Annotated in this window: 32 protein-coding genes and 1 tRNA gene; all 33 read right to left on the reverse strand. The window is 67.4% G+C overall.

Translation table 11 applies throughout. The features are described from left to right. Positions 1-10: 10 nt before the first annotated feature. The gene (locus QE377_RS06940) at positions 11-3,148 is read right to left on the reverse strand and encodes a hypothetical protein (RefSeq protein ID WP_307321058.1); all 3,138 of its coding nucleotides are present in this window, start codon (positions 3,146-3,148) and stop codon (positions 11-13) included. Then, positions 3,141-3,977, reverse strand: coding sequence for a hypothetical protein (locus QE377_RS06945; protein WP_307321061.1), 837 nt, complete (start codon positions 3,975-3,977; stop codon positions 3,141-3,143). Before QE377_RS06945 ends, QE377_RS06940 begins: the two co-directional genes overlap by 8 nt. Next, positions 3,977-7,375 (reverse strand): tape measure protein, encoded by a 3,399-nt coding sequence (locus QE377_RS06950; protein WP_307321063.1) that lies wholly within the window; start codon positions 7,373-7,375, stop codon positions 3,977-3,979. The genes QE377_RS06945 and QE377_RS06950 overlap by 1 nt, the downstream gene beginning before the upstream one ends. 55 nt (positions 7,376-7,430) lie before the next feature. Next, on the reverse strand, positions 7,431-7,583 hold the full coding sequence (locus tag QE377_RS06955) for a hypothetical protein (RefSeq protein ID WP_307321066.1): 153 nt from the start codon (positions 7,581-7,583) through the stop codon (positions 7,431-7,433). 15 nt (positions 7,584-7,598) lie between these two features. Next, positions 7,599-7,820: a hypothetical protein gene (locus QE377_RS06960; RefSeq protein WP_307321067.1), complete on the reverse strand. Its 222-nt coding sequence runs from the start codon at positions 7,818-7,820 to the stop codon at positions 7,599-7,601. A gap of 146 nt (positions 7,821-7,966) precedes the next feature. After that, entirely contained in the window at positions 7,967-8,650 is a 684-nt protein-coding gene (locus QE377_RS06965; RefSeq protein WP_307321069.1) for a hypothetical protein, read from the reverse strand. 92 nt (positions 8,651-8,742) lie between these two features. Further along, entirely contained in the window at positions 8,743-9,243 is a 501-nt protein-coding gene (locus QE377_RS06970) for a hypothetical protein (RefSeq protein WP_307321072.1), read from the reverse strand. Then, positions 9,243-9,455, reverse strand: a complete 213-nt coding sequence (locus QE377_RS06975; RefSeq protein ID WP_307321075.1) for a hypothetical protein — start codon at positions 9,453-9,455, stop codon at positions 9,243-9,245. Before QE377_RS06975 ends, QE377_RS06970 begins: the two co-directional genes overlap by 1 nt. A 43-nt stretch (positions 9,456-9,498) precedes the next feature. Then, on the reverse strand, positions 9,499-9,924 hold the full coding sequence (locus QE377_RS06980) for a hypothetical protein (RefSeq protein WP_307321077.1): 426 nt from the start codon (positions 9,922-9,924) through the stop codon (positions 9,499-9,501). Continuing rightward, complete coding sequence (locus QE377_RS06985; RefSeq protein WP_307321080.1) at positions 9,921-10,349, reverse strand: hypothetical protein; 429 nt, start codon at positions 10,347-10,349, stop codon at positions 9,921-9,923. Before QE377_RS06985 ends, QE377_RS06980 begins: the two co-directional genes overlap by 4 nt. Then, entirely contained in the window at positions 10,342-10,740 is a 399-nt protein-coding gene (locus QE377_RS06990) for a DUF6093 family protein (protein WP_307321082.1), read from the reverse strand. Before QE377_RS06990 ends, QE377_RS06985 begins: the two co-directional genes overlap by 8 nt. A gap of 1 nt (position 10,741) precedes the next feature. Then, on the reverse strand, positions 10,742-10,954 hold the full coding sequence (locus tag QE377_RS06995) for a hypothetical protein (RefSeq protein ID WP_307321083.1): 213 nt from the start codon (positions 10,952-10,954) through the stop codon (positions 10,742-10,744). Between the two features lie 37 nt (positions 10,955-10,991). After that, the gene (locus QE377_RS07000) at positions 10,992-11,168 is read right to left on the reverse strand and encodes a hypothetical protein (protein WP_307321085.1); all 177 of its coding nucleotides are present in this window, start codon (positions 11,166-11,168) and stop codon (positions 10,992-10,994) included. A 19-nt stretch (positions 11,169-11,187) separates the two neighbouring features. Beyond that, entirely contained in the window at positions 11,188-11,631 is a 444-nt protein-coding gene (locus tag QE377_RS07005; protein WP_307321087.1) for a hypothetical protein, read from the reverse strand. After that, positions 11,631-12,599 (reverse strand): major capsid protein, encoded by a 969-nt coding sequence (locus QE377_RS07010; RefSeq protein WP_307321089.1) that lies wholly within the window; start codon positions 12,597-12,599, stop codon positions 11,631-11,633. The genes QE377_RS07005 and QE377_RS07010 overlap by 1 nt, the downstream gene beginning before the upstream one ends. 8 nt (positions 12,600-12,607) lie before the next feature. Continuing rightward, positions 12,608-13,111: a hypothetical protein gene (locus tag QE377_RS07015; protein WP_307321092.1), complete on the reverse strand. Its 504-nt coding sequence runs from the start codon at positions 13,109-13,111 to the stop codon at positions 12,608-12,610. An 11-nt stretch (positions 13,112-13,122) separates the two neighbouring features. Next, entirely contained in the window at positions 13,123-14,370 is a 1,248-nt protein-coding gene (locus QE377_RS07020; protein WP_307321094.1) for a hypothetical protein, read from the reverse strand. Beyond that, positions 14,294-15,799: a phage portal protein gene (locus QE377_RS07025; RefSeq protein WP_307321096.1), complete on the reverse strand. Its 1,506-nt coding sequence runs from the start codon at positions 15,797-15,799 to the stop codon at positions 14,294-14,296. Before QE377_RS07025 ends, QE377_RS07020 begins: the two co-directional genes overlap by 77 nt. A gap of 11 nt (positions 15,800-15,810) precedes the next feature. Continuing rightward, positions 15,811-17,262, reverse strand: coding sequence for a hypothetical protein (locus QE377_RS07030; protein WP_307321099.1), 1,452 nt, complete (start codon positions 17,260-17,262; stop codon positions 15,811-15,813). Positions 17,263-17,311: 49 nt separating this feature from the next. After that, complete coding sequence (locus tag QE377_RS07035) at positions 17,312-17,725, reverse strand: hypothetical protein (RefSeq protein ID WP_307321100.1); 414 nt, start codon at positions 17,723-17,725, stop codon at positions 17,312-17,314. Between the two features lie 756 nt (positions 17,726-18,481). Further along, a complete protein-coding gene (locus QE377_RS07040; RefSeq protein ID WP_307321102.1) occupies positions 18,482-18,859 on the reverse strand; it encodes a hypothetical protein in 378 nt (125 codons plus the stop codon). Further along, a complete protein-coding gene (locus QE377_RS07045) occupies positions 18,856-19,107 on the reverse strand; it encodes a hypothetical protein (protein WP_307321104.1) in 252 nt (83 codons plus the stop codon). The genes QE377_RS07040 and QE377_RS07045 overlap by 4 nt, the downstream gene beginning before the upstream one ends. Continuing rightward, the gene (locus QE377_RS07050) at positions 19,104-19,577 is read right to left on the reverse strand and encodes a hypothetical protein (protein ID WP_307321106.1); all 474 of its coding nucleotides are present in this window, start codon (positions 19,575-19,577) and stop codon (positions 19,104-19,106) included. The genes QE377_RS07045 and QE377_RS07050 overlap by 4 nt, the downstream gene beginning before the upstream one ends. 30 nt (positions 19,578-19,607) lie before the next feature. Beyond that, positions 19,608-19,751 carry a hypothetical protein gene (locus tag QE377_RS07055; RefSeq protein WP_307321108.1) on the reverse strand — a complete coding sequence of 48 codons (144 nt, stop codon included), beginning with the start codon at positions 19,749-19,751 and terminating at the stop codon, positions 19,608-19,610. Between the two features lie 116 nt (positions 19,752-19,867). After that, positions 19,868-19,939: transfer RNA gene (locus QE377_RS07060), tRNA-Gly, on the reverse strand. Between the two features lie 111 nt (positions 19,940-20,050). Then, complete coding sequence (locus QE377_RS07065; RefSeq protein ID WP_307321110.1) at positions 20,051-21,202, reverse strand: hypothetical protein; 1,152 nt, start codon at positions 21,200-21,202, stop codon at positions 20,051-20,053. Further along, entirely contained in the window at positions 21,199-21,429 is a 231-nt protein-coding gene (locus QE377_RS07070) for a hypothetical protein (RefSeq protein WP_307321112.1), read from the reverse strand. The genes QE377_RS07065 and QE377_RS07070 overlap by 4 nt, the downstream gene beginning before the upstream one ends. Positions 21,430-21,758: 329 nt before the next feature. Next, on the reverse strand, positions 21,759-21,935 hold the full coding sequence (locus QE377_RS07075) for a hypothetical protein (RefSeq protein ID WP_307321114.1): 177 nt from the start codon (positions 21,933-21,935) through the stop codon (positions 21,759-21,761). Further along, a complete protein-coding gene (locus QE377_RS07080) occupies positions 21,932-22,255 on the reverse strand; it encodes a hypothetical protein (RefSeq protein WP_307321116.1) in 324 nt (107 codons plus the stop codon). The genes QE377_RS07075 and QE377_RS07080 overlap by 4 nt, the downstream gene beginning before the upstream one ends. A 536-nt stretch (positions 22,256-22,791) precedes the next feature. After that, a complete protein-coding gene (locus QE377_RS07085) occupies positions 22,792-23,151 on the reverse strand; it encodes a hypothetical protein (protein WP_307321120.1) in 360 nt (119 codons plus the stop codon). 175 nt (positions 23,152-23,326) lie between these two features. After that, a complete protein-coding gene (locus tag QE377_RS07090; RefSeq protein WP_307321125.1) occupies positions 23,327-23,740 on the reverse strand; it encodes a DUF3310 domain-containing protein in 414 nt (137 codons plus the stop codon). Between the two features lie 23 nt (positions 23,741-23,763). Beyond that, positions 23,764-24,336 carry a hypothetical protein gene (locus tag QE377_RS07095; RefSeq protein WP_307321129.1) on the reverse strand — a complete coding sequence of 191 codons (573 nt, stop codon included), beginning with the start codon at positions 24,334-24,336 and terminating at the stop codon, positions 23,764-23,766. 167 nt (positions 24,337-24,503) lie between these two features. Further along, complete coding sequence (locus tag QE377_RS07100) at positions 24,504-24,914, reverse strand: single-stranded DNA-binding protein (RefSeq protein ID WP_307321132.1); 411 nt, start codon at positions 24,912-24,914, stop codon at positions 24,504-24,506. Positions 24,915-24,921 lie beyond the last annotated feature (7 nt).

A 24,921-nucleotide genomic window follows, 5' to 3' on the forward strand; every position in this document is an offset into this window, starting at 1 on the left:
TGCCTCCTGTCTATGTCGGCAGCACGGCCAGAGTGCGGGTGCCGAGATGAGCGGCGTATCCGCCGACGAAGCGATTTCCGGACCAAGCCCACCTGAAGGTGTACGGCGTGTTTGGCGACAGGCTCATGAACGCCTGGCCTCCCGCTAGTTGCTTGCCGTAGGTGATCATGATCGGGGTCGACGCGAGGATCGTTCCGCCGCTATCTAGGGCATTGATCTGCACCGCGAGATCTCGTGTCTGCTGATAGTTCGCCAGCGGGTCGTAAATCGATGCCGAGAAGAGCAGCAAGAAACGACCGGTCGGCGACGAGTACGTGCCAATGACTTCGTTCGTCCAAGGCCCCCACGAGCCGTCGTCAGTAGGGGGCCACGGCGTCAGCGCCTGATCGGTGCGCGTCACTCCCTGCGCTCCGAATGCCATCGCCGCTAGCGACACCTGTTGGCCCGACGCTGGATCTCGGATCTGCATGCCCGTCGCCGTACCGTGCCCGATTTGCGTGAGCACGTTTCCGCCGGCGTCGTACTGTCGAATACCCTGCGGCGTCATTTCGACGCGCGCGCCGCTCGCCGCCGTTCGCACTGTCGCACCCGTGATCGTCTTACCGTCGATCGCCCCATCGACGATGAGCGCGCCGTCCACCCGGCTGCGAATGGTCGGGACTCCGAAGAACGCAGTCCCGGAGCCTCCTGGGTTGATGTAGAACAGCACGCGCACGAACGCCGCATCCGCGGGAACCGCGCCGTTGGTGCTGTAGCTGACCCAGCTTCCGCTCTCGTTGTGCGTGAAGTCCCAGTAACCCACCGTCGCTCCGGTGATGTCGGAGAACTGTGCTCGCGCGAATGGGAGCCCACCGGACCAGCTCTGCCGGTGCATGCCGACTGAGAAGGTGACCTGAAGGCCGCCGCGGATCGGTACCTGCTTGCTGCCGACGCCCGCGTAGCCGCCGCTACTCGTCCCTTGGAAGCGAATAGCTCGCTGCCATCCGCCGCCGATGTCCTGAACCGACCACATGCCGGCGTCCCACCCGGTCGTCGCGAGCGACCAGCCAGCGTCGTCACCGATGCCCGAGAGGAAGATGGCGTCGGGTACGAGGTTGTTCTCGTTCCCGATCACGACCTTGTCGGCGGTGATCGAGCCGGCTTTGATCACCCGTGAGTCGATCGACCCGGCTTGGATCTTGTCACCCGTGATCGTGTTGCCCTTGAGGTGTCCACCCTCGATCGTGAGAGCTTGGATCAGCTCACCCGTGATCGTGTTGCCGATGATCTTGTCGGCTGCGTTGATCGACCCGGAGACGATGTTCGCCCCCGCGACCACTTCGCCGATCACATCCGTGTCGACGAGCGGCTGCGTCGTGACGGCCACCTTCTCGGACGGCTCCGAACGATTCCCCGCCCGGTCGACCGAGACGAGCCAAAACCACCGCTCCTCGCCGTAAGGCTGCTCGGGAGCATAGAACGTATCCCCGCCCGCCAGAATCGTCCCCACCGGGCTCCCGGAGCCCGCGAGGGTGGACGACAGCCACACCTCAGCGTGGGAGAAGTCGACCGGCTGCGGGTTCCCCGCGGCGTCGCGCCCGGACCACAGGACGCTGACCTGGCCGAGGCGGGACGAGGCCGTGGGAGTCGCCGGCTTGGGCGGCGGTTCGGTGTCGTCGGCGAGCGTGATGGTTACCGGATCCGTGAAGTCGCCGACCACTCCCTGCGCCGAGACGGCGCGGAGCTTGAACTGCCAATCGTCACCGGCCGGCAGTGGGCTGTACGTGAGACGGTTCGTGCCCTGCACCGAGTCGGTCAGCTTCACCCAGGGATCGCCGGCAATGTTCGGCCGCGAGTACATCTCATGCCGCGAGATCGAGAGCGGCTGACCGTCCTCACCCGTCGCGACGGGCACGAACTGCGCATCGACGATCGCGAACGTGTCGCCCGCCGGGGTGAACCGGTGAACGGTCGACACGACGAGGCCGGTCGGCTTCGCAGGCTTCCGCTTGTCGTCTCCCGCAGGCGTTGGCGTGCCGGCTCCTCCCGCGGACGCCGCAGCGGTTCCGAGGAGGCCCGAAACGCTGCGCCGGGTGCGCACGTCCCGCTCGAGGAACCGATCGCCCAGCACGAGATTGCCCGTGACTCCGTTCTGCGCGAGCCCGAGCGTGATCTGGCGCACCCTGAGCTGCGCGTCGTCGCCGCGGTCGTTCGGTGCGGTGATGGTGTCGCCGACGCCGTAGTGCACGCCGGGGAGGTAGTCGACGCCGGCCAGCCGGAGCCCGCGGGTCATCTGCACCCGCGGCGCATCTCGCCGCGACTGCTCCACCTCGCCGATGTACTGAAGCGCGCCGATGTCCTTCACGCCGGATGCGTTGACGAGTTCTTCCCAGAGCCCCCAGGGACCGACCGTTGGTGAGACGTGCTCGTAGGTGCGGCCGTCGTCGCCGAGCACGCCGACCCGGCCGGCCATCTCGGTGGCGTCTTCGTCGTCGGGAGCTTCCATCAGATCGATGCCGTTGCGCAGCGTGACGTTTCGCGTGACCCCGAAGGTGTCGGCCTTGTAGAGCTTCAGCTCCCGTCCGACGATCACCCAGTCAACCAGCCCGTTTTCAGACATCGTCCGCAGCAACGACAGGAGGTCGTCGCCGAAGCGGATCGCCTGCGGCGGGATCGCAGGCCAGGCGGCGCCGGCCGAGTCCTGGCCCGCGGTGAAGCTGTAGGTCAGGCCGCTGATGTTGCCGCGGCTCTTCGCCTCGTCGATGAGCGTCTTCACGACCGCTCCCACCGTCGAGTCAGCCATGATCCGCTCGCCGTTCTCGTTCAGCAGCTCCTCACGGAGCATGCGCACCTTGCCGAGCTGGAATCCGTACGAGTGCAGCGTGTAGCGCCGCGTGCGCGTCTCTTCGATAAACGATGCGCCGCGCTTGAGCCGCAGCCACCGCGCCCCGAACTCGCGCCACTCCCCGCCCGCTACCGCGATCTCGGCGGAGACTTCGCAGAGCCCTTCGAGCTTGCTCGCGTGCTGCACCGTTGCGAGATAGTCGATCGAGCCCGATCCGAGGTCGTTCAGCACGTCAGACAGCGACGCGGCCAGGGGGTAGGGCAGCGTCGCAATGCGCGGCCCGTTCGGCTGGTAGACGCCGAACTGAAGGCTTAGGTCAGGCATAGGCGGCCCTCGCTCTCAAGATCACGCGCGCCGTCCCGGATGCGCTGACTGCTGCCGTGGATACGACGGTGTGCCGGTTCATCGGATCCGCGGCGATGGGGCGCGGCGTGAGCCGCAGCAGCCCTGTCGACGGGATGACGAGCTGACCCGAGACATCGGATCCCCCACCCGCCCAGCCAGCCTCCGCGGAGGTCGTCAGGCGAGCCGCGGCGCCCGTGATCGTCACGTACTGCCCGGAGGTCAGGCCGCCGACCCACCTCACGCCAGTGCCGGTGAAGACGTCCGTGACGGTCGCCGCGGACAACGGGCCGCGGATCTGCACTTGCCAGTCCTCGCAGGGAGCCGTGCCGGCGAGATGCCCGATCGGCGCGGCGACTTCGGACGTGAGCGAACGCTCGATGTCCTGCACCTTGCCGTGGAAGAGTCCGTCGAGCAGCGTCACGGTGATGACGCCGACGAGCGACCCAACGCGGGCGTTCAAATCGGGCTCGCCGATCGACTTCAGCTTCGCGGTAGTGGTCCGCTCGACGCCATCGACAGCCCGCCCGAGCACGAAGGGCACACCCTGCGCAAAGAGCGCCTTCACGGCCTCCCAGTACGCCTCGCGCGTGCCAGCGTTCCGGGACGCGACCATGACCCGCAGCGGTAGGTCGACAGCCTCACGCGGCTCGTATCCGACGTCGGGGATTCCCGACATGCTGGGCACGTTGGCACCCACCGAGCGCAGGGCGACGGCGGGTGAGTGCGCGGATCCGTCCGCGGTCACCCACCATCGCCCCTGCGCGTCGGCGAGAGAGATCCCGTCAACCGAGTAGATGAAGCTCGACATCAGCCGCCCTCCTGTTGCAGAACCCGGTTGATCGCCTTGGATGCAGGCTCGGGCAGCGGGTAGTACACCTTCTGATAGATGACGGTTCCGCCGGATCCGCCGGGCGCTCCGGCGTGCGCAGCTCCCGCCGAGACATCCGGCGGCGTATCACTGCCGCGGGCGAGGTTGCGACGGAACTCATACACGCCCTGCTGGCCGCCCATGAGGTCGACGTCCTTCGCGGTGAGGACATGCTCACCCGGCGCCGCGAGCACCGGAACGGAGTCCTTGCCCTTGGGTCCGGGGCCGTCGATCGCTCCACCCTTCGAGCGGGTGATGCCGCCGCTCCACCCGTTCGCGATGCGGATCTCGCCGTAGATGCCGGAGAGGGTCAGCTTCGGACGCAGGTTGTTGATGTAGCTCACGACCGAGTCGGCCGCGCGGATCGCGTCGGAGGTCGACGCGTCGATCCCGAGCGTCCATCGCTGGCCGTCGTAGTTCGCCTTCAGCGTGCGCATGATGTCGTCGACCTTCACGCGCCCCTCGGCGACGGCCGACGTCAGCTCATCCGCAGCCTTGCGCCCGAAGCGCGCGACGATCTGCGGGTAGATCTGGCCGACCGCTTCCATCCCGGACAGCAGCTCGAGCTTCGTCCCGTCCGCTCGAGCAGACGCGAGCCGTTCAAGCTCGGCAAGCTCAGCGCCGCCGCTCTGGCGCAGCTCGGCCAGCAGATATGCACCGTCCGACCCCATCTCCATGAACTGAGAGACGACGCCGGAGGATGCCTTACCTGCGAGCCACACCATATTGTCGGCCCACTCGGATTGCGCGGTGATCTGCTCCCACATGCGGGCGATCCACTCGTCGAGCGATTCCATCGCCTCGTCAGCGGCGTCGGACATTGCCCCGCCGGCTCGGTCGGCGGCCTGCTCGGTCGCTGCGGCCAGCCGGTCGGCGGCGGCTTCGATCTGAGCGGCGGCGCGCTCCTGAGTCGCTGCGGCGGCGGCTGCCGCCACCTCATACTCGGCCTGCGCTGTCGTCGAGTCCTGCACCGTCTGCGCAGCGCGCGCCTGAGCTTCGGCGTGCTCCATCGTCGCTTTCGCAGCCTCGCGCTCGGCGAGTAGCTTCGCGTCGAGCGCGCGCGCCTCGTGCTCGGTCGCGTCGGCGAGAGCTTGCTGAAGCTGTGCACGCCGAACCGGATCCGACTCGGCGTCGAGCGTGCGCTGGATCGCCTGCCGCTGGCGCTGCGCAGATACATAGGCGTCGACGGCGCGGCGGGACTTATCGAGCGCCGCCTCCTCCGCTGATGCGGCATCCTTCGCGGCACGCTCGGCCTCGTCGGCAGCTTCACGAGCGGCGCGCGCCCGCTCCTGCATCGTCTTCTCATACTCCGACGCGGCTTTCTTCTCGGCGTCGGTGCGTTTGCGAATTGCCGCCTGCTCAGCCTTCGCGGCTTTCACCGCTTCGTCTTCGCCGGACTTGCCTCCACCGCTCGCAGTCTTCCGCTTCTGCGGGGTCAGCTTGATGAAGCTCGACAGCGCCTTGCTCGCAGCCGAGCGAATCTCGTCGAGCGCCGACTTCGCCTGCGAAGCATCCACCGTAGGGGTCGCGTTGAAGTCGGCCTCTCGGCCGGCCAGCTCCGCGGTATCGCGGAATCGCTCGAGCGCGCTCGAGTTCGTGCTGATCTGCCCGTCGAAGAGTTGCAGCGCGGCAATCGCGGCGTAGGCGTCGGGCGCGAGCGTTTCAAGGCCGGCAACCTTGATGCCGAACTGCTCGCCGTCCGCGGCCTTGAGCTTCGAGATCACGTCGTCGAGCGACAGCCCGGTGCGCTCGAGGAACGCTTGCAAGTCGTCCGTCTGCGCCATCTCGATGAGACGCGCTCGGAAGTCGCTCTGCGCGTCCGAGGTGCCGTAGAGGGCAGCTTCGAAGTCGCCCAGGCTGATCCCGAGCGAACTCAGCCGCTCGGGTAGCCCCTCGTCGACGAGTTTCTTGGCGACGACCTCGCGAGCGTTCTCCGTGAAGGCACCCGTGTTGCGGTCGAGAGCGGATGTCACGGCGTCGATCGCCGCTTCTTGTTCGTAGGCCGCTTCCTCCGCCTGGCGCTGGACATCGGTCCATGCGCTCGTTGCGAGGGTGATGGCTGCGAGGCTGCCCGCAACCGCGATCCCCACCGGACCGCCAAATGCAGCGACCAGCGACGATCCTGCTCCGCGCACGGCGGTTCCGAGGCCACGGGCGCTCGTCGTCGCCGCTCCCCATGCATAGGACAGTCGATTGACCGTCGTCGCCGCCGTACCATTCAGGACGGATCCGGTGTGGAGCACCTGCTGGTAGCGGATCTGCTCAGCGATCGACGCGCGCGTGGAAGCCACCCAGCCGGTCGTCGCCGCGATCAGGCTTGCGTACGAGCCGTTGAGCGTGCGGATGAGAGCGAGTGCGGCGATGGCGGCGAGCACCGGCCCCGGCAGCGAGTTGAACGCACCGAGCAGGCTCGAGACGACATCGACGAGCGGCATCGCGGCCTGAGCGGCGACGCCGAACAGCTCTGCTACGGGCGATGCGACGTTGATCACGAGTTCGGCAGCCGCGGCCACCAGCTCGAGCGCCGTTCCCACGCCGTCGATGACGTCCTGGACACTTCCCGCGTTGATGCGATCCGCTATGCGGTCGATCGTGTCGGGGATCAGCTCAAGCGGCTCGAGGAGGGGCGACCAATCGGCGAGCTTCATACCCGCGGTCGCGGCGTTGAACATGCCGGTAATCGACATGAGGATCTGGCGCCCGATATCCATGATCGGGCGGGATGCCTGCTCGGCGGCTCGGCGCTGAGCAGAGCCGGCCTTATCGACCCAGCGGGCGTAGGAGTCGCCCATGTTCTCGAGCATCGCGCCGAACTTGGCTTCCATGCCCGCAGTGAGGACGTCCACGGCCTGATCGGCTGAGATCATGCCCTCAGAGGCAAGCTTCTGCACCTCGGCGACGCTGACGCCCATCTGGTCGGCGAGCAGCTTCCACGCGGGGATGCCCTGCTCGGTCAGCCGGTTGAGCTGGTCGCCCTGCGCCTTGCCGAGCGTGATCATGTCCTGCAACGCATCCGACACGATCGCGAGCTGCGCGTTATCGCCACCCAGCGCGGCAACCGCGGATGAGTAGGCCCGCATCAGCGGGATGATCTTCTCGAGATCGAGCTGCGCCGCGACGAAGTTCTTGTACTGCCGCGTCAGTTCCGGGAACTGAAACGGCGTCTCGGTCGCGAGCCCGTACACCTCATCGAGCGCCTGCTTCGCGGCCTTCGTCGTCCCGAGCATCGTCGTGAGAGCGATCTGGTTCTGCTCAGCGAAGCTGTTCGCGTTCACGCCTTGCGTGAGGAACGCCGCGAAGAACCCGCCCGCCGCGAGCGCCGTGGCGGCGAACGCCATCTTCGTGACCTTGCCCCACCGGTCGAACGTCTGCTCGCTGGACTTCGCCGCCTTCTCAGACTGAGCGAGAGCGCGATCGATGTCCGACGCGGCCGACGTCGCAGACTTGCCGAGATCCGACGTTGGCCTGCGCGCCGCGCATCATGTTCGCGACGTAGGCCGCCACCTCGGCTTTCAGGGTGACCTTTACGGTGCGGTTCTCAGCCACTCCGGCCTCCCTTCATCAGGTGTCGAGCGCCCGAGGCGCGAACCGCCACGGCACGAACGGCTCGTGCTCGTCGCGGTATGGGAAGTGATCGACCGGCATCGCTGCCCACGCGTTGCCGTGCTTCGGGTCGTCCTTCGGCAGCTCCGTCTTGGCGCGCTCGCGCGCGTCGCAGATCTGGCACTTGACCCACTCGGGTTGCACCCAGCCGTTAAGCGAAGGACTGAATGCCTTCTCCATCGGGTGACCGCATGCACTGTGCAGCGATCGGTTGTAGATCACGAACGCCTGCGCGATGAGCCGGTTCTTCTCGTGCTTCCACGAGCCGCGGCCGTGTCTGATCCGGGACGGCGGCACCGACCATTGCGCGGCCGTCTTCAGCTCGTCTAGAACGTGCTGGTAGCTCCCCCAGACGAGGACTCGGGCGAGAAAGGGGGCGTCACATCCTGCATGGCCGTGCCGAAGTACGCCTGCCAGAGGAGGCCGGTCTGGCCGTCGCCGATCTTCGCCATGAACTTGGCGAGTCGGGGTGCGGTCCAGTCGGTCGGACGCTGCTTGACCTCGTGGCCGTCGCGCATGATGGTGATGTCGACGACGGATGCGAGGAAGAGCTTCAGCATGTCGTCTGGGAGTTCAGCGCCCACCTTCGTCTTGTGGTCGCCGTGCTTGGCGGTGATGCGCGCGCGCTCGCTCGGGTCGATGGCCTTCAGGGTGAAGGTCGCCTTGTTGCGGGCGTACGTGTCACTGAGCGCAGCCATGCGCTCGTCAATGTCCGCGACCTTCGCCTGCGCCTCTGCGAAGCGCGCGCGGGCGGCGTCGTTGCCGTCGTCGGCGAGCGTGGCCGCGGGGTCGGGCTTCTCGTCATCGGGGAGGGACTGCGCCAGCGCGATGAGCGATTGCAGCACCTGAGTGCGCTCGTGCTCGAGTCGCCCGTAGGCGGCGAGGATGTCGCCGCGGGTGTTCACCGTGACCGATCGCTGCGGCGGCTCGATGTCGTCGAGCCAGGCGTCGAGGTCGAAATCCTGGATCCGGTTCAGCTCGTCGGCGTCGTTCTGAAGGCTGGTCGTCATGCGCGCTCCCTGCGTGAAAGTCGTGGGCCTGCGTTGGGGGGTGCCGTGGGGGCGAGCACGCAGGCAGCTCGCCCCCACGGGGCTGGGAGTCGTCAGGCGGTGACGGCGACGCGGCGCTCGTGGCCGGCGCCCTGTCCGTACACCTCGTTGAACGACCACACTTCGGCGTCCTGCCGGGGGTTCGGGTCCGTGGTCGCCAGGTCGAACACGTCGACCTCGTCGCCCGCGGCCCACGGGACGCTCGCGAGGGTCGGGCCGTCGCGCAGGACGCCCCAGAACTCGACATCGACGGTCTGATGGAACTCCCACGCCTTGTCGGCGGCGGGGTCGGTGTCGCGCGCGAAGTTGATGTTGGCGTTCACCTCGCCCTCGCCGACGACGTTCACCGTGCGGGGCGAGCCGATGGGGGTCGCGTCGGCGGTCGCGGGGTCGCCGAAGCCGAGCTGGAAGCCATCGGCGAGGGCGTAGTCGCTGGCGTAGAACACGCCCGCGCCGTTCAGGACGGTGAGGCTGCGCGCCTCGGCCGCGGTCGGCGCGATGGACTTGGGAACGAACGTGAGCTTCTTGCGGCCCTTGGAGAGAACTCGTGCCATTACTGGACGACCTTTCGCTTCGGCGCGCGGCGGGGTGCCGGCGCTTTCGATGCCGGCTCCTCGCCGGCTGATTCGGATGCGGCGCTCGCCTCTTCGGCGGCACCCTGAGCACCCTCGGGCGGCTCGAGGCTGAACACCTCGGGCCATAGGGTGATGAAGTTGGCGGGGATCATGGCCGGGCGGCCGTTGACGTACCCCTGCACGAGAGCCATGCGGCCTCCTGAAAATGGGAGAGCCCCCGACGATGCGGGGGCTCTACTTCTCGAATCCGGCGTAGGCGAACTCGTCGATCGCGTGGAGCTGCGGCGCCACCAGCGTGAAGTCGGGGTCACCGTCCCGGACCTCGTCGTGCTCGGGGTAGCTCCACGAGTAGTCGGGATCCTCGGGAACGCGGTAACGCAGCGCACGCCCGATTGCCTTGCGGCGCTCCTCGACCTCTCGGCGGGTGAGCGCGAACGTGTGGATGATGAGCCGTGCGCGAGCGAGAGCCGGTGCACGTTCGCTCGGTGCAAGCGTGACGTCTCGATGGCTCGCTCCGACCGTGTGCACGACGATCAGCCGTTGCGCCTCAGGCGGCACCGGCACGCCGTCGAATGTGCGGCCGGTTCGCGGCCCGTCGAAGATCGGCTCGTGCGGAAGCTCCGCTCGCAGACGCTCGAGCGCCCATGTCGTGAGACTCACAGGATGTCGGCTCCCTCGCTGAGTAGGTGTCGCGCCACGTTCGGCGCCTCTCGCTCGAGTGCGGGCTGAAGGTGCGGAATCGGCGCGTTGAACATGCCGCCGTACTCGAGAAGGTTTCCGAGCTTGCCCTGCTTGCCCTTGCGTCGAGTCGGCCCGATCTCAGCCTCTGTGAGGCTGTGCCCCATGAGGCTGAAGCCGATCGCGTACGGGTAGGCGGGGATCGTGGTCCGAACTGCGCGCGCGTCGGCGATGATCCGCCGAGCGTCGGTCTTGATATTGACCGCGCCCTTTTTCACGACAGCGGGCGCTTTCCACTGCATCGACACAGACGCCTCGACGAGGTCATGCGCGAGCGTTGCTACTTCGCTGTTGTCGATGCCGTTCTTGCCGCCGGGGTTGTAGACGGCGACGGCCGGCTTAGCCACCGGGTGCTGTCGGTTCCTTGATCTGATACCGGCGGGACAGGATGTGCGAGCCGGCGGCGAGCTTCGACACGACGAACTCACGACCGACGAGCAGCGGGTCGCTGTACGCCTCGCTGATCCGCACGAGCGCGCCGATCGGAAGAGGCGGAGCGAACACGGGCACCTTCAGCACGTAGCCCTCGACGGTCACGCCGCCCTTGGTGACGATGCTCTGCGTCGACCAATACAGCTCACACTTGCCCGCGTAGGCGGTAGCCGTCGCGGGGACGTCCTCGAGCTTCACGGGATCCCAGACCGTGCCGCCGGTCGCGGCCGTGGCGATGCACCTGTCGCGCATATCCGCCTCGGCCGCGCGGCGGCCACGGTTCTGAGCAGAGAGCGACATCGGCATGTCAGCCCCCGAAGCCCACGTTGTAGACGCCACCGAGCACCGCAGCCGGCGCACTCGCGGATCCGGCACCGGCCACGATGCGACCGCGCTCCGTCTCCGTGATGTAGAGCTGGCCAGACGACACCGCCTGGTCGATCGTCTCCTGAAAGGTGTCCTCGCCGAGCTGGCGGCGAGCATCCGGGTTCCGAAGAACTCGGATGACCGCCGCCACCATGACCCGCGCGACGGTGTCCTTGCGGAGCCGCGACGGGTCATCCTCCGGGGAGAGCGAGCCGATACTCGACGCCGGGGATCTCGTCGAGGATGATCCCCCACGCGTCATCGAGCCACTGCGTCGCTGCCGTCTCCTCCCGCAGCTCGACCGTCTCGACGAGGGGGCGCTCGAACGCGCCCTTCAGCCGCTCAATGTCGGCGATCGGATTCGTCATGCGGGCACCCCCTCCTCTGTCACGCGGAAGCCTGCGCGGCTTCGATCTCCTCGACGGCGGCGATCAGCTCGCCGCGGCCGACGCTCTCGAGCGCGAAGCCGTGATCGGGCTTCAGCGCCGACAGGTAGGTGAACCACTTCCCCTTGTCGTCCCGCACGGGGTGCGGGCGCTTGGGCGCCGTCTCGGCGGGCGGCTTCTCGGCGGGCGGCTTCTCGGCGGGCGGCTTATCGGACTGCTCCTCACCGCCACTCGCGGAGCCATGCGCAGCGGCGCGCTCGACTTCATCCGGCGTCAGCGGGGGGCCAGCGGGGGGCACCTCGTTGTCGAGGCGGAAGGCGTCGTTACGGACGAAGAACGCGTGCGCCGCGCTGCCCTCGTCCACGCTCGCCACTCCGTCGATGAACGCGACGCCCGCAACCCTCCGGCTGATCGGGGTTGCCGCGTGGACCGTGACCGTCCCCATCAGTCGACCTTCACGCGGAAGGCGCCGATGGACTTCGTCGCCTTGATGGCGAGGCCGATCGGTCCGAGTTCGACCTCACCCGTCTTGACGGCCCCCGAGGTGGAGAAGTCGGGGAGCCACTGGGAGAGGATGTCGCCGCCCTTGACGGACGCGCCGTGCACGCCGTCCAGGCCGAAGCGAACGGCGTAGAGCGACGTCATGCCGGCGCCGCTGGTGGCGATCACGTCGTCGTCGGATCCGGCCTTCTTTCCGATGTCGACGAAGGGGATGTCGCGGAACGTGGAGACGGTCTGACCCCACTCGTCGCTCGTCGCGTTGTAGTAGCCGATGTAGTCGGCCACCGCCTCGAGGGCCGCGACACCGTCCGAGTTGCCGTAGATGACCGTGGCGCCGTCCATCGTGCGCAGCCAGCGCAGCAGCTCGCGCTTCGCAGCGAGAGCCTTGTCCTTCGTGTCGATCTGCGACCAGTCGTGCGGGGTCGTGCCGGTTGCGAAGCTCTCCGTGGTGGAGCCGGTGACCGCGACGTCGATTCCGTCGAACCCGGGGGCCGAGGTGGAGAAGTCGCCTTCGGTGCCGTTGATGAACTCATCCACGAAGCGTGCGACGGACGACTTGATGAGCTGGCCCTGCTGGAAGACGATCTCATTCGTCTGCGCGTCGCCGAGGTTGGCGAGGACGCGGTCGACCTCGTATGCGCCGCCGAGCGGGGAGAGCGGGACGGCGAAGCGCTCGCGGGTCGCCTTCTCCTTGGCGTACTCGGTGTTCTGCGTGCGGAAGTCGGCGCCTCGCTCGGTCTTGACACGCGTGTAGCCGTAGACGAGCGTCGCTCCGGCGGTGCCGGGGCTGACCGAGTCGTCGAAGGTGATCCGGTTGAGAACCTGCGACGAGTTCTTGCGGAACTCATCGATGATGTGGAAGTCGATGTCGTCCTGCGTGTTGACCTGTGCGTCAGCGAGAGTGATGGGCATTTTGCCTCCTAGTTGCTGGTCTTGTTGATGCGGGCGGCGACGGCCTCACCGAGGGTCTTCGCTCGCTGGGGTCCGGAGCCGCCCGCGCTTGTGATGCCGGCGGCACGCGCAGAGGCGACATCCGGCTTGCGCAGAGCGAGAATCGCCGCGATCTGCTCGTTGAGCTGTTCCTGCGTGGTTCCGGTGAGCAGCGCGCGCTCGTCCTTGGTGATGCCGTTGTCGATCGCCGCGGTGAGCTGTAGGAGCGCCGCGGCGTTCTTGGCCGTCTCCTCGCGCTGGCGCGCGGCTTCGGCGGGATCTGCGGTCGGCACAGGCGGCTGCGCGGGGCTCGCGACAGGAGCAGCGGGGACGGGCGGCGCCGCGGGGGCTGCCGGCTCCTGCGGCGCGGCGGGTGCCGCGGGCGCCGCGGGCTCCTGTGGAGCGGCGGGCGGCGGGTCGCTCGCGGGCGCGGAGCCCGTCACTTCGGTGCCGTTGAGCATGAGGAACGGCGGGAGCCGTCGAGTCTTGAGCATGTCTGCCCCTCTCAGTAGAGAACGCCGAGCATGTCGGCGAGCTTGTGAACTTGGCGCGGGTGCACCTTGCGGCGCAGCTTGTCGATCTCGAGCGCGAGGTCGTCGACAGCGCGTTTACGCCCAGCGTCGGTGAGCTTGTAGGTCCCGTACGGGTTCCGTCCCTCAGCTACAGCACGTGCAGCGAGGACAGCGTCATTCAGCCGCCGCTCGGCGGCCGTCATCGTCTCTCGCGCGAGCGGATCTCGACGCCCCGTCGTCGCGGCGAGTCGATGCACGTAGGCGGCACCGGCACGAGTGCCGCCGCGGCCGAGCGCCCCGAATCCGAAGTAGTGCGACCCCTTGGAGTCGAGCCCGAGATCGCCGTATCCGATGACGCCTTCGCGTTGCTGGCCGCCTGGCAGGATGTAGCCCTGTTCCGTCAGCATCCGCACCGCGTTGGATCGTGATCCTGCGGTGCGGTAGATCTCATCGACGGTGAGGCGGGGCGCGTTGTGCGCGCGCGGCCCAGGAAGGCCGCGCCGCTCTGTGTTGACGACGCGGAAGATGTCGGCGCCTTCGCGGATCGCGCGCGCCTCCGATCGCCCGAAGACGCGCTCCTGCTCCTCGGGAGACATCGAGCGAAACATCTCGTAGGGGTCGGTCGACCAGTCCCCCGCGCGGTCCTCCGATGCGGGAATGTGGCGGCAGTTGCAATTCGGATGCCGCTCGAACCCTTCGTTCCACGCATACCAGCGGCCGGCGAGCACGATGCATCGTCGGCACGCTCCGGCGCGGACCATCCTCACGTATCCACCGACCCTCGTCGGCGTGAGCGTGACCTGCACGGCCTGGCGGTCAGCATCGGCGATGACCGACGTCACGACTCGGTCGAGCGAGCGCCCACCGATGACCGCCGCCCCCGCAGGGGATGCCCCACTCGCGATGGCTTGCTTGGCGATTCGCACCGACGCGTGTAGCACTTCATCGACCGGCAGTCCCTCGCGGGTCCAGCCGACGAATGCCGCTGCGCTCACGGTGGCGAGCCCAGACGTGGGCTGCGACGTCTGCGCAAGCACTTCGGGGACGTACGCGATGCCGCCCTCGGCCGCCTCGCGCATCGCGTCAGCGATGATGGCGTTTAGCTCGGCGGCGATGAGCGCCCATCCTGCGTCGAAGTCAGTTCCGACGCGGCGCCACAGACGCTTACTGGATCGCAGCGTCGAGGCGGCGATCCGGCGTTGCGAGTTGTAGTGCTGTGTCGCGGCTGTCGGGAAGGTCATCACCATCGGGCATCTCTTCCTTCACCAGTCGGGCGATGTCGTCCTTCAGTTCGTCTTGCGCGAGCTGTTCCCAGCGGTCGACCTTCGCCTGATTAGCGCCGGGGATCATCTCCCATGCGCCGCGGCGCGGGAATCCAGTCGTGATGAGCTTCTGAATGCCATCGACGATCTGGCCGAAGCTCTTGACCTCCATGTCGGCCGCGAGCAGTTCCATGTCCGGGTCGGGCTCTTTCATGCCCGCAGCTCGCGACCACAGCGTCGCCGTCTCGACCCACCCCTCTTGCACGTAGCGCTTCAGCTCGCCGAGCAGACTCGTGAGCGTTGACTCCGCACCGGAGATGGCGTCGCCGGAGAGGTTCGCCATGCGGGAGAGGAGGTACTGCGGGGGCACCTGGGACGTCGCGAAGAACTGCGTCAGGAACTCCGTCAGCATCGTGACGTAGTTGGCGAGGTTGGACTCGGGCATGTCGAAGACCTTCGTCTGATCCCCGTTGAACACGAGCATGCGGTCGACCGCAGCGCGCCCGAAGTCATTCAGCAGCGGCACCATGCGGCCCTCCGGCGTGCGGAAGGTGGAGCCATCCGGGTTCTTCTTGTAGACGATCTGGCCGCTCTCGTCGCGCATGACCGGGTCGAAACCTGTCACCACGCGTTGCCGGAACGCCGAGAACTGCATCGCCAGCAGCATGTTGAAACGAATCGTGTTGATCGCGTCCTGCTGCGGAATCAGCGGCGCAACGGGGCTGAAGATCTCGCTGTTCGCGTTCGGACGATAGTCGGACGTGACGAAGGGCACCTGCTTGAGCGGGTGCTCGCCGCCCACTTCGAAGACCCATGCCCCGCCCTCGTAGGCGAGACGCACCCACGACTCACGGTCGTAGACGTACGCGACCTTCGTCGCGGGCCGAACGCCTGCCGGCACGATGAGGCCGTTCGGCGCGGCGTCCGTGCGATCAATGATCTTCACCGCGTAGTCAAGCTCGAAGGGGTCTTCCGGGTCGGGATGCAGGTACACATTCCGCACTGACTGCGGACGCACGAGCGGCCTCGTCGAGTCCTTATCGTTCGTCCACACACCCGTGATTCCGCGGCCGTGCGTCATCATCGACTCGTAGATGATCGTCTGACGCGCCTCGAGACGATTCGCCGCCCAGAAGTTCTGCCACGTCTTCCGGTCCACGTCCTTGCCGTGGCCCGTGCGGATTCCTTCGAACCGCAGGCGCTGAATCGGCGCGAACACGGCTAGCTGAACCCAGTTCGCTTTCGACTGCTTGCGCAGCTCCTGGTGCTCCTCGCCGATGCCCTCGGGCGCCCACGGGTCGCGCTGCTTGCCGCGCACGTACTCCTCGCGCTCCTTGGCGTCCGACTCATTGGCGCGAAGCCACTCGGCACCCTGAGATGCCCGCCGCTTCGCTGTATCGAGATCCAAAGCGGCCTCCCTCAGTTGAACGCGTACATCGCCGTGGACACGCCTTGACGCTTGTCCTCGACGCGGTTCTCTGACCGGGTGAAGCTGAAGACAGCAAGGGTGAGCGCGACGAGCGCGGAAATGTCGGTGGTGTCGCGCCGATGCCACAGCCACTCGCCGGCCTCGCCGGGGGTGCGCTTGCGGCCGGCTTCGACGGCGTCATTTAGGTGAGCATCGTTCAGGTGAACGAATAGCTTCGGGTGCGCCGGATCGTGACGCCCGTGCTCGTCGACCGGCCCCATGATCAGCTCTTCGAAGAACATGCACGCCTGCACGTGTTCCGAGTAGGAGATCTTCGTGACGTCGATCGACTCCGCTTCGAAGGCCGGTAGCAGCTTGCCTGCGGAGCCCTTGGCGTCGAGCACGATCTCGATCGGCCCCCACCGCTGCACGATGCCCTTGACGAAGTCGACGACCCAGCCGGTGCCGCGTTCGCGGGCGATGATCTCGCCGTGCAGCTTCGGTCCCGCCTGCCAGCGGCCACCCTTGTGGATGGCCTGGCGGCCGACGAGCGCGACGGATGCCATTGAGCCGTCGAAGTTGACGTCGATCGCCAGGGACGTGACGCCCTTGCGGAGCACGCGTGGAACGCCGCCCCACATCATCGAGTCTTCGTCGGCGAGCGAGTGCCAGCGGTCCATGTCGATGACTGCCTGGCCGGCGGATTCGTCGAGGATTCCGAGGTGTTCGCGACCGAACTTGGCATCGTTGGGCGTCGCGGCGCGCAGCTTCGCGAGCTTGGCGATCGTCACGCGGCCCGACTCGGTCGCCGGGTTCGCGCAGCGCCATGTCTCGGGGTCGTCGAAGTTCGCCTTGGGATGCGCGCTGTACTCGATGTAGGCGAGCGTGGCGTCCTTCGGCCGGTCATCTTCTCGTCGGCCGCGCGCCATGATGCGGCGCAGAACTGCCGAGGTATCGAGCGCGGCGCTCGAGGTGTAGATGATGAGCGGGTTCGCAACTGCTGTCAGCGTTGCCATGATCGCAGCGAGGGTTTCCTCGGGGAGGTCATACGCCTCGTCGAGGATGATCAGGTCAGCGGTGAATCCGCGGCCAGAGCCCTTCGATCGGGCCAGGAATCGCAGGCGGGCGCCGGACTGAAGCTCGATGCCTTCCTCGCCGTTCGCGTTGCGAATGCCGATGATGCGATCGCCCCGGCGCTTGACGAGCGCCATGAGTTCGGGGGTGCCTTCGAAGACCGTTCGGATGCGGATGAACGCCTCTTGCGCGGTCTTGAACTCGTGCGCCGTGTGGATGACAAGCCGGGCGTCGAAGAGGACGAGGAAGGCAAGCTCGATGCACTCGAGAACGGCGCCCTTGCCGTTCTGACGCGGGACGATCAGAGCGAACTCGAACGCCGCCCATTGACCGTCGCGAGCTTGCGCCAGGGCGTCCCGGACGGCGGCCTTCTGCCACTCGTCGAGCACGTTGCCCGACAGCTCGTAAAGCTCGATCGCGGCGTCACCCGCGGTCCCGCTACACCGCGGGACGCTTCGAACGCGAGGAGGTACGACCTGCCGGCGCCGTGAGCTTGTCCTTGATGCTCGCGACATTGCTCGGCACCTCCCCCACGCTCTGCTCGGGCTTGGCGACCTCGAAGGGTGCGAGCGCGGAGCGCAGCGCGGCGGCGTGCTGCCGCGCCTCTTTCATTGGGTCGTTGATGATGACTTCAACGGGGTCACCGTCGCCGCGCGGCAGCTTCACGTATGACCACGCGTCCGCGTCGCCAGTGATGAGCGCGTTCAGCTTCTCGAGCCGGTCGGCAAGGCGACACGCCTCAACGAGGTTCACGATCTCGGGCTCGGAGAGCTTCACGCCCTCGCTGATCGACTTGAACAGTCGCAGGCCGCGGGCCTCAAGGCCGTGCGGGTTCGAACGGGCAGCAGCCATCGCGGCTCCCTTCGAAAAGATCTCCGGCGAGACGCGGGGAGAGAAACTTTGACTCCCCGGCGGGGTTCCGTGCCGTTCGGGGCAAGGGGTGCCCCCCAGGGGTGCTCGAAGACATGTTCGAAGCGGCTTATGCCCTTACTTTCATGCCCTCATTGGCATGGTTCGACGCGTCTCGGCGTCCCTGTGCGTGCGGCTCACACCATCGGGCTGCACGCACTGCCCTTCCCCTACATGGGGACGTGTCTCTACCCATAGGTGGGGCAGCATCCGGGCGGTGCGGGATCCGTGATGACCCGAAGGTTTCTCATCGCGGATCCCGCACGCTGTCACCACCTACGCGAGGTGCGAGTGCGCACCCTGCTGCCATCCCCGAAGCTCGAGTTGCATCCCACGTGTGCGAGACGCAGCCTCGAGCGAATGGCGACCGTCTCCTTGGTGGGGTGCGGGTCTAGGTGATGTACCGACTTGCTCTGGGGATTGACCTTGCCCGTGCGGGCATCCCTGTATGGCAGCGACTTGTCGACGAGCTGCTTGCAGATGTGGCAGTGCGTCTCCTCAGCGAAGACGACCTGACGCACCGTCTGCCACGGCCTACCTGATCGGACTCCCGCCATCGGCCACCCTTCGATCCCGAGGCACTGTCCACCAGCACCGAGGCGACGACGGCACGTGCGCCAGGCTCAGGGCGCGCCGGCTGCGTCACCCAGTAGGGGGTGAGCCAGAGCACCGTGACCAGCAGCACGGCGACGAGGCACCTCACCACGGTGCGACCATGCAGTAGACGTAGCGACCGCGCTTCGACGTCGCCAGACACGGCAACAGCATGGCGCCCACTTCACCGCGCGGCGGCACAGGTGCGTAGATCGCATCGAACGTACGACCGCGGCCCGCACCATAGTGCTCGACAGCTCGCAGCGAGGTGAACCGCACGACCCCGCCGCCCGTGAACTCGATGCACTCGATGCCCTTGGCCCGCACGATCTTGATGTGCGGAGCCTGACCCGACGCGACGACATCCATCCGCATGACCCGCTCGACGAGTTCGCCGACCTCTCGCATGGTGTTCGCGACGACGAGCACCTGCTCTCCGGCGAGCGCGTCCCGCAACGGTGCGGGCAAAGATGCCGCCGTCACGCGAGAGGCCCCGTGGCGAAGATCGAGCGGTTCGCCCGCATCGACACATCCTCGAGCGCGGTCAGCGCGATCGACTTGTTCCGGCTCGAGGGAGTGTTCGCCTCGATCACCACGGCGAGTGCGACCACGGCCTCGTTGATCCGCGTCACCGCGGCGCGCTGCTCGTCGGTCGCCGGCTGGCCGGACGTGGCCGTGAAGAACCGGGCGCGAGCCCGGTCCTCCGCGGTCGGCTCGGGAAGGGCGCTCAAACGACCACCACTCCGCCGTTGTAGCGATGTCCGAAGATGCGATCCGCGGACATCACCGAGCGCACCGTCTGAGCGTCGATCATGTTCTGAAGCATCGAGGTGCCAGTGATCGTGGCGGCCGGGGCGACGTCGCGGCTGTCCACGAAGCGCCGGAGCGCCTTCGCCTGCTCCTCGTCGAGATCCAGCTCGATCGTGACCGACTTGTGGTCGGCGTCCTTGTCGTTGTGGAAGCTCACGTCGGCGTCCTCGACGGACACCAGGCCGATGGCGAGGTCGGCGAGGTTCTTGCGATGCTCCTCTGCCCGCGCCTCTCGCTGAGCCTTCTCCGCTTCGCGTCGTTCGCGTCGCTCACGATCCTGCTTGGCGGCGAGGAGGATGCTGCGTTCGTAGTCGAGCGCGCCGATCTTGCTCTGCGCCTCGGCGAGCTGCTGCTCGAGCGATGCGATCTGTTCCTTGTTCTTGCGTCCCATCGGGTGCCCCTTGTCTCTTCGGTTGATGGTTCAATCCCCGGCCGGATGCGCCTCGGGAGCCGGCCCGACGTCGCGCACGATGACGCGATCAGCGAGCCAGTCGCCCACATCCGTGCCGTGGAAGTCCTCGAGCGTGCGCCTCTTCGCCTCACGCTCGGTCGGGTCGTGCACCATTGCGCCTCCCTAAAGCTGCGGGGGTACTTCGTATACCGCGCCCCAGGCTCGCGGTGGTCCCCTTCACGGGCGGGTGGCCCGACGCGGCAGGCCGAGCGGCCTGCTCCCAAACGTCGAGAGTGCGGCGGGGTTCGAACCCGCGCGGCCGGCTTGGAAGGCCGGTGCTCTACCGACTGAGCTACGCACCCAACGTCACGATTCATCGCGTCGTGACCTCGCGCCCCGCATTGCTGCGGCTTCCGGGGTTGCCGTCGCCGGGCTGATATCCGGCGAAGATTAGCCATCCGCTTATACGCGGATCACAGGACCGTGAGCGACTGAAGGTCGAAGCCGTCGCTCGTCACATCGAAGACCAGCAGGCCCGGCGAGCTGTCATCGCCTTGCACGTTGCGATACCAGTCCGACCCGTTGTCGAGCGTCGGCGCCTGAAGCCACCACTTCGCGCGACCCGTGTGCGGGTTCCGCCCGGTCGGCATGACCGAGAGGTGGTGATAGTGGCCGGTGATGAGCACGTCGGCGGCGCCGACAGGCTGGCCGCCGTGCTGCTGCTTCGACCACCACTCCGCGGCGCGACCCGGCGAGAACTGATTCCCGTGCACGAGCCCGAGCACCGCCCCGCCGACGTCGAGTGCCATCGACTCGTCGTAAGCGCGAGGGAAGTTCCAGCGCGCGTTGAGCCGGGATGCTGCTGCGAGCTTCGCGACCTGGCGATGCACGCCGAGGCCGAGATCGTCTCCGGGGCGCCCGAGGTTCTGTTTCCCGTTGCGCCAGGCGGTGTGATTCGACGGCACCGCCATGACCTCGACGGGGCCGTGGCGCTGCATGAGCTGCACGAACTCGTACAGCTCCGTGGATGCGAGATCCATCTGCTCGGTCAGACTGAGATCGTTCGTGAACATCGGGTTGCCGCCGGACTCGAATCCCTCGAAGAGGTCGCCGGCCTCGGCGAGCACGAGCCGAGAGGGCTTGCGCACGCGTAGGTGAGCGGTGAGCGCGTGGCGCGTATCCGCCATGCGCTCGATGAGTTCGGGGGTGCCGCCGCGGCTGCCGACCTTGCCGGCCTGCACGTCCGACAACACGACGACCGTCACCCGGTCGCTGTCGGCCGGCTTGAACGGGCGCGGCTTACGCTGCCGCGCCGCGGCGTGCAGCGCGGGAAGGTCGAGGCGATCCGAGCGACGTCGAAAGCTCCCCCGGTACGAGTACAGCCAGATGATGTCGCGATCGCCGTTCTCGAGTCGCTTCGACTGCTGCCACTTCGACATCCGCACCGTGTCTTCGACGACCTCGAACACGTCCGGGTCGAGATCGAACTCGGCGAAGATGTTCGACCAATCGGTGATCGGCTTCGTCGACTTGATGCCGCTGAAGGTGCCGCCGTTCGCGTCCGCTTCGATGCGGGGAGCGTCGTCCGTGGCCGGCGGCGTCGAGAGGGCATCGGCGAGCGTCATGCGCTCTCTCGCAGCTTGCGGCCCCGGTAGCGAGCGAGCGTGTCCCGTGCGAGTTCGAAGCCCTCCTCGAGCAACACCGAGTGCAGCGCGCTCGTCGTCCAGTTACGGTCGACCACCGCCGCGTCGAACGCCGCACGGGTCGAGTCGTCCAACCCGTCCCGCCAGGTGTCGATGACGTTCATGCGCTTCGAGGCGGGAGGCGCCGCGAGCTTGTCCTTCAGTGCCATCCCGGCACCTCCTCTGTTCGGTTATCCCCGCCGCTCGGCTCGACGCGTGTCCGCGACTGACGCCAAACGCGAGCGCGCCGCCGGGATCGCTGCTGAGCAGTCCGATCCACCGACGATGCAAGGTGGCCGCGCGCTTCGATGAGGACGAGCGAGCGGCGGGGAAGTGAGAGCGCCCCGGCCGAGGGGCAAGCGGCCGGGGCGAGCGCGACCGGCCCAGCGAATGCGGGCATGAAAAAAGGGCCGGGACGGTTCTTCAACCGGTCCTGACCCAACTATCGCGCTATGCCGCTAGCATACCACGGAATCGCGACACGCTATGACACCGATTCCTAGACGGTGCCCACAACAAGCGCCACTGCGCCGCATTCGCTGCACTGCGTCTCGCCAGAGGGCTCCACGTCACCCTCGTCGTTCACCTCGCAGCACTGCGGGCACGTCCAGCGGTACTCCACCCAGCACGTGACGGCGTCGAGTTCTTCGTCGGCTTCGTCATCATCCACGGTCATCGCGCAGCCTGCGGCTCGAGCGGGTGCGGGAAGTAGGCGAACGCCTTGATGCCGTTCGCGTGCAGCTTCGCGTTGAGATGCACCGCCCGCCGCGCCACATCCGTGTATGTTCCCGTCATCGTCTCCACAGGGAACGGCGGCTCGACGATGTCCGGCTCGGCCGGCACCCACGGGTCGACGTCAGCGCCGAGGAACCACTCGCGCGCGATCTCCGCGTCAAACCGCATCATGCGACTGAGATTGAGCGAGTACACGCGACCGTCAGCCACCGCACCCTCAGGCCACGCCGACCCTTCGAGGTCGATGTCGTTCGATTCCACTGCTTGCCCCTTACTCCGGCGCCCACCGCGCCGGCCGTTCTCACGTGCTTGCTTCTCGGCGTCGAGGAGGTCCGACTCGCGGACACGACCGAGCGTGAACGTCAGCCACCCGCGCTCCTCCCACCGCTTGATAGTGCGAGCGCTGCGCCCTACGCGCTCTGCCGCACCTTCTCGGTCATAGATCGCCATGCGCCTCCCGGCTGTCGTTCTCATCTGCGTGGCACGAGCACGCGCAACGCGTCCCGTGCAGGGTTCTCGTCGTGCACTCCGCATGGGAACGGAGCCAGCACGGCGTCGAGAGCGTCAACCGACTGCGCTCTCTGCGCACTGGCGGGTCCGCACAGCTATCAGCTCGCTACGACCGGCCCGCCATGCCGCACGGTAGTCGCCCCAGAACCGGTCGGGACATCCTTCCCAGCGGGAGCCCGCTGCGCACGGCGGGCTCAGCATGATGACGCTGATGTAGAGGCGGCACGTTCGGCAGTGATTGATCTGCCACCAACGCAACACGACACCACACCAGCCGCAGCGGCGCATCAGGCCGCCGGCCGATCGTCGATCGCTTCGACCCACTGCATCGCGACCGCGGCGACCTGGATCAGCTCGGTGCGCAGCTTCTCCGGGTCGGACTCGGCGAGCGCTTCGAACACCTCCTCGAGGAGGATGTCGGTCCATGTGCCCGGCTGATCGCGCGTCGAGGTGTCATGGAAGCGCCACTCGGTGCGCCCCTGCATGACGTCGCGGAGGTAGGCCGCTTCGTCGTTGTCTGCGATCCCGGTCGCCGTCTCCGCATAGAGCGGCATCGAGTCGGGGCCGGTCCCGTCCGGGTGCCGCTGCACGCCCCACTTCGCGCACTGTCGCGCGCGCTCGGCGGCGACCTCTTCGAGAACGCTCATCGCGTCTCCTCTCCACTCTCGCCACGGGCGATGCACGAGAGGCATCGCCCGTGGCCGTTCAGAAACAGGGACGCCGTGCTGCATCCTGTGCAATGTGGCCGGGTGACCGGGTGACGGCGGTCGCACGTCGCGCACAGCGCCACCCGGATGCCGGTCTGCGTCGTGCGCGCGTTGGTCACGCCGGCAGCGCCTCGAGCCGCTTGATCTCGTCCTGCACGTAGAACACGGTCTTGCGCAGATCCTCGATCTGCTTCGCACGTGCCGACTTATCGGGATCCGCCTTCAGGCCAGCTCGCCAGAGGTACTTGATCGCGTTCCCGATGTTGAAGTTGCGATGCCGCGTGATCTGAATGCACTCGACACCGGACGGATCCGACGTGTAGTGCGGCGGATGGTTCACCATGTCAACGGAGGGCGCGACGAAGCAGGCTTTGATCTCGAGCCAATCCCCCGGGCGCGTCCATTCCGCGGTGAAGCGGTTACCCGCGCCGTCGTAGTATTCGTAGCCTCTCGGCCCGAGTCGATGGCGGATCATCCTGTCGGGGTCGTAGCCCAGCTCCCGCAGCTTCACAATCACGGCGTCGGGCACCGTGTCGTTGAGCCCTGTCGTCATCAGGCGGCCTTCCCTTCTCGACGGCTGAAGCCCGCGGCCCAGAGCCCGTCGACATCGTCGGGTGCGACCCACTTACAGGCTTCGCACCGGTATCTCGTCTCGGCGGCCGGCGTCGGAGCCGGCGTGACCTTGATCGCTTTCTTGTCGCAGGCGGGACACGGCTGCGCAGCCCACCACGGCGCCTCGACGAGCGACCATCGCTCGAAGATCGTTCGCAGCGTCCACTCGTCGCGCGTCTCCGGGAGGCCGATGACCGCATCCGCGAAGGGCACGATCTCCGGCCGCCGCGAGAGCGCCGACAGGCCCCGCAGGATCTCGTCTCGCGCGTCCCGCGTGAACACGTACAGGTCGACCGCGTCAGCCGCGACCGGAACCTGCATGCGCCCCTCGGGCATCTCACCCCGCACGACGACGGTCGTCGACCACAGCAGCGTCACGATGAAGTCGGCCGCGTCGAGCAGTTCGACCGGGACGGGGGGCGGCGCGTGCAGCTTGCCGCCACCGCCGCCCGAGTCTCGGTCGTACTGCGTGCCCTTGAGCGGGTTCGTGAGCGCCCGAAGGTGCGCGGCCATGTCCGGCACCGCCTCGAGCATCGCCCGCGTGCGGCCGTAGCAGTTGGCACAGATGAGTGAGTCGCCGCTGCACATGCGCGGCGCGCACCCGCGGCAGTCGCCGCCCTTCGTTCCGTACGACGGGCACTCAGCGAGGTGGATCAGGCAGCCGCGTGCGCACGGCTGCATCACCAGGGCGTCTCGTCCTGCCCGCCGTTCGGCGTCGCCCATGCGTCCTCGGCCTGCGGCGCCGCCGCATTCTGCTTCGGCCGCAGCTTCAGCGCGATGCTCGCGGCCTTGACCACGATCTCGCCGCCATGACGGCCGTCCTTGCTCCACAGCCGCAGCTCCGGCGTGCCCGTCACGACGACGCGCGTTCCCTTGCTGACGTGCGGCGCATACAGCTCGGCCTCGTCACCGAAGAGGGAGACGCTGTGCCACGTCGTCTCGCCGACGTTCTCCCACTGCTTCGTCAGCTCATTGAGCCGGCGGGGCGTGTGCGGCAGCCGGAGATCGAGCACGGGGGTGCCGTTCGGCAGTCGGCCGAGCTTCGGCTCGTTCGCCACGAACGCGTCGAGGCGGATCGTTGAACTCGTCATCTGTTCC

Source organism: Microbacterium sp. SORGH_AS_0862, from assembly GCF_030818795.1.
GTDB lineage: Bacteria > Actinomycetota > Actinomycetes > Actinomycetales > Microbacteriaceae > Microbacterium.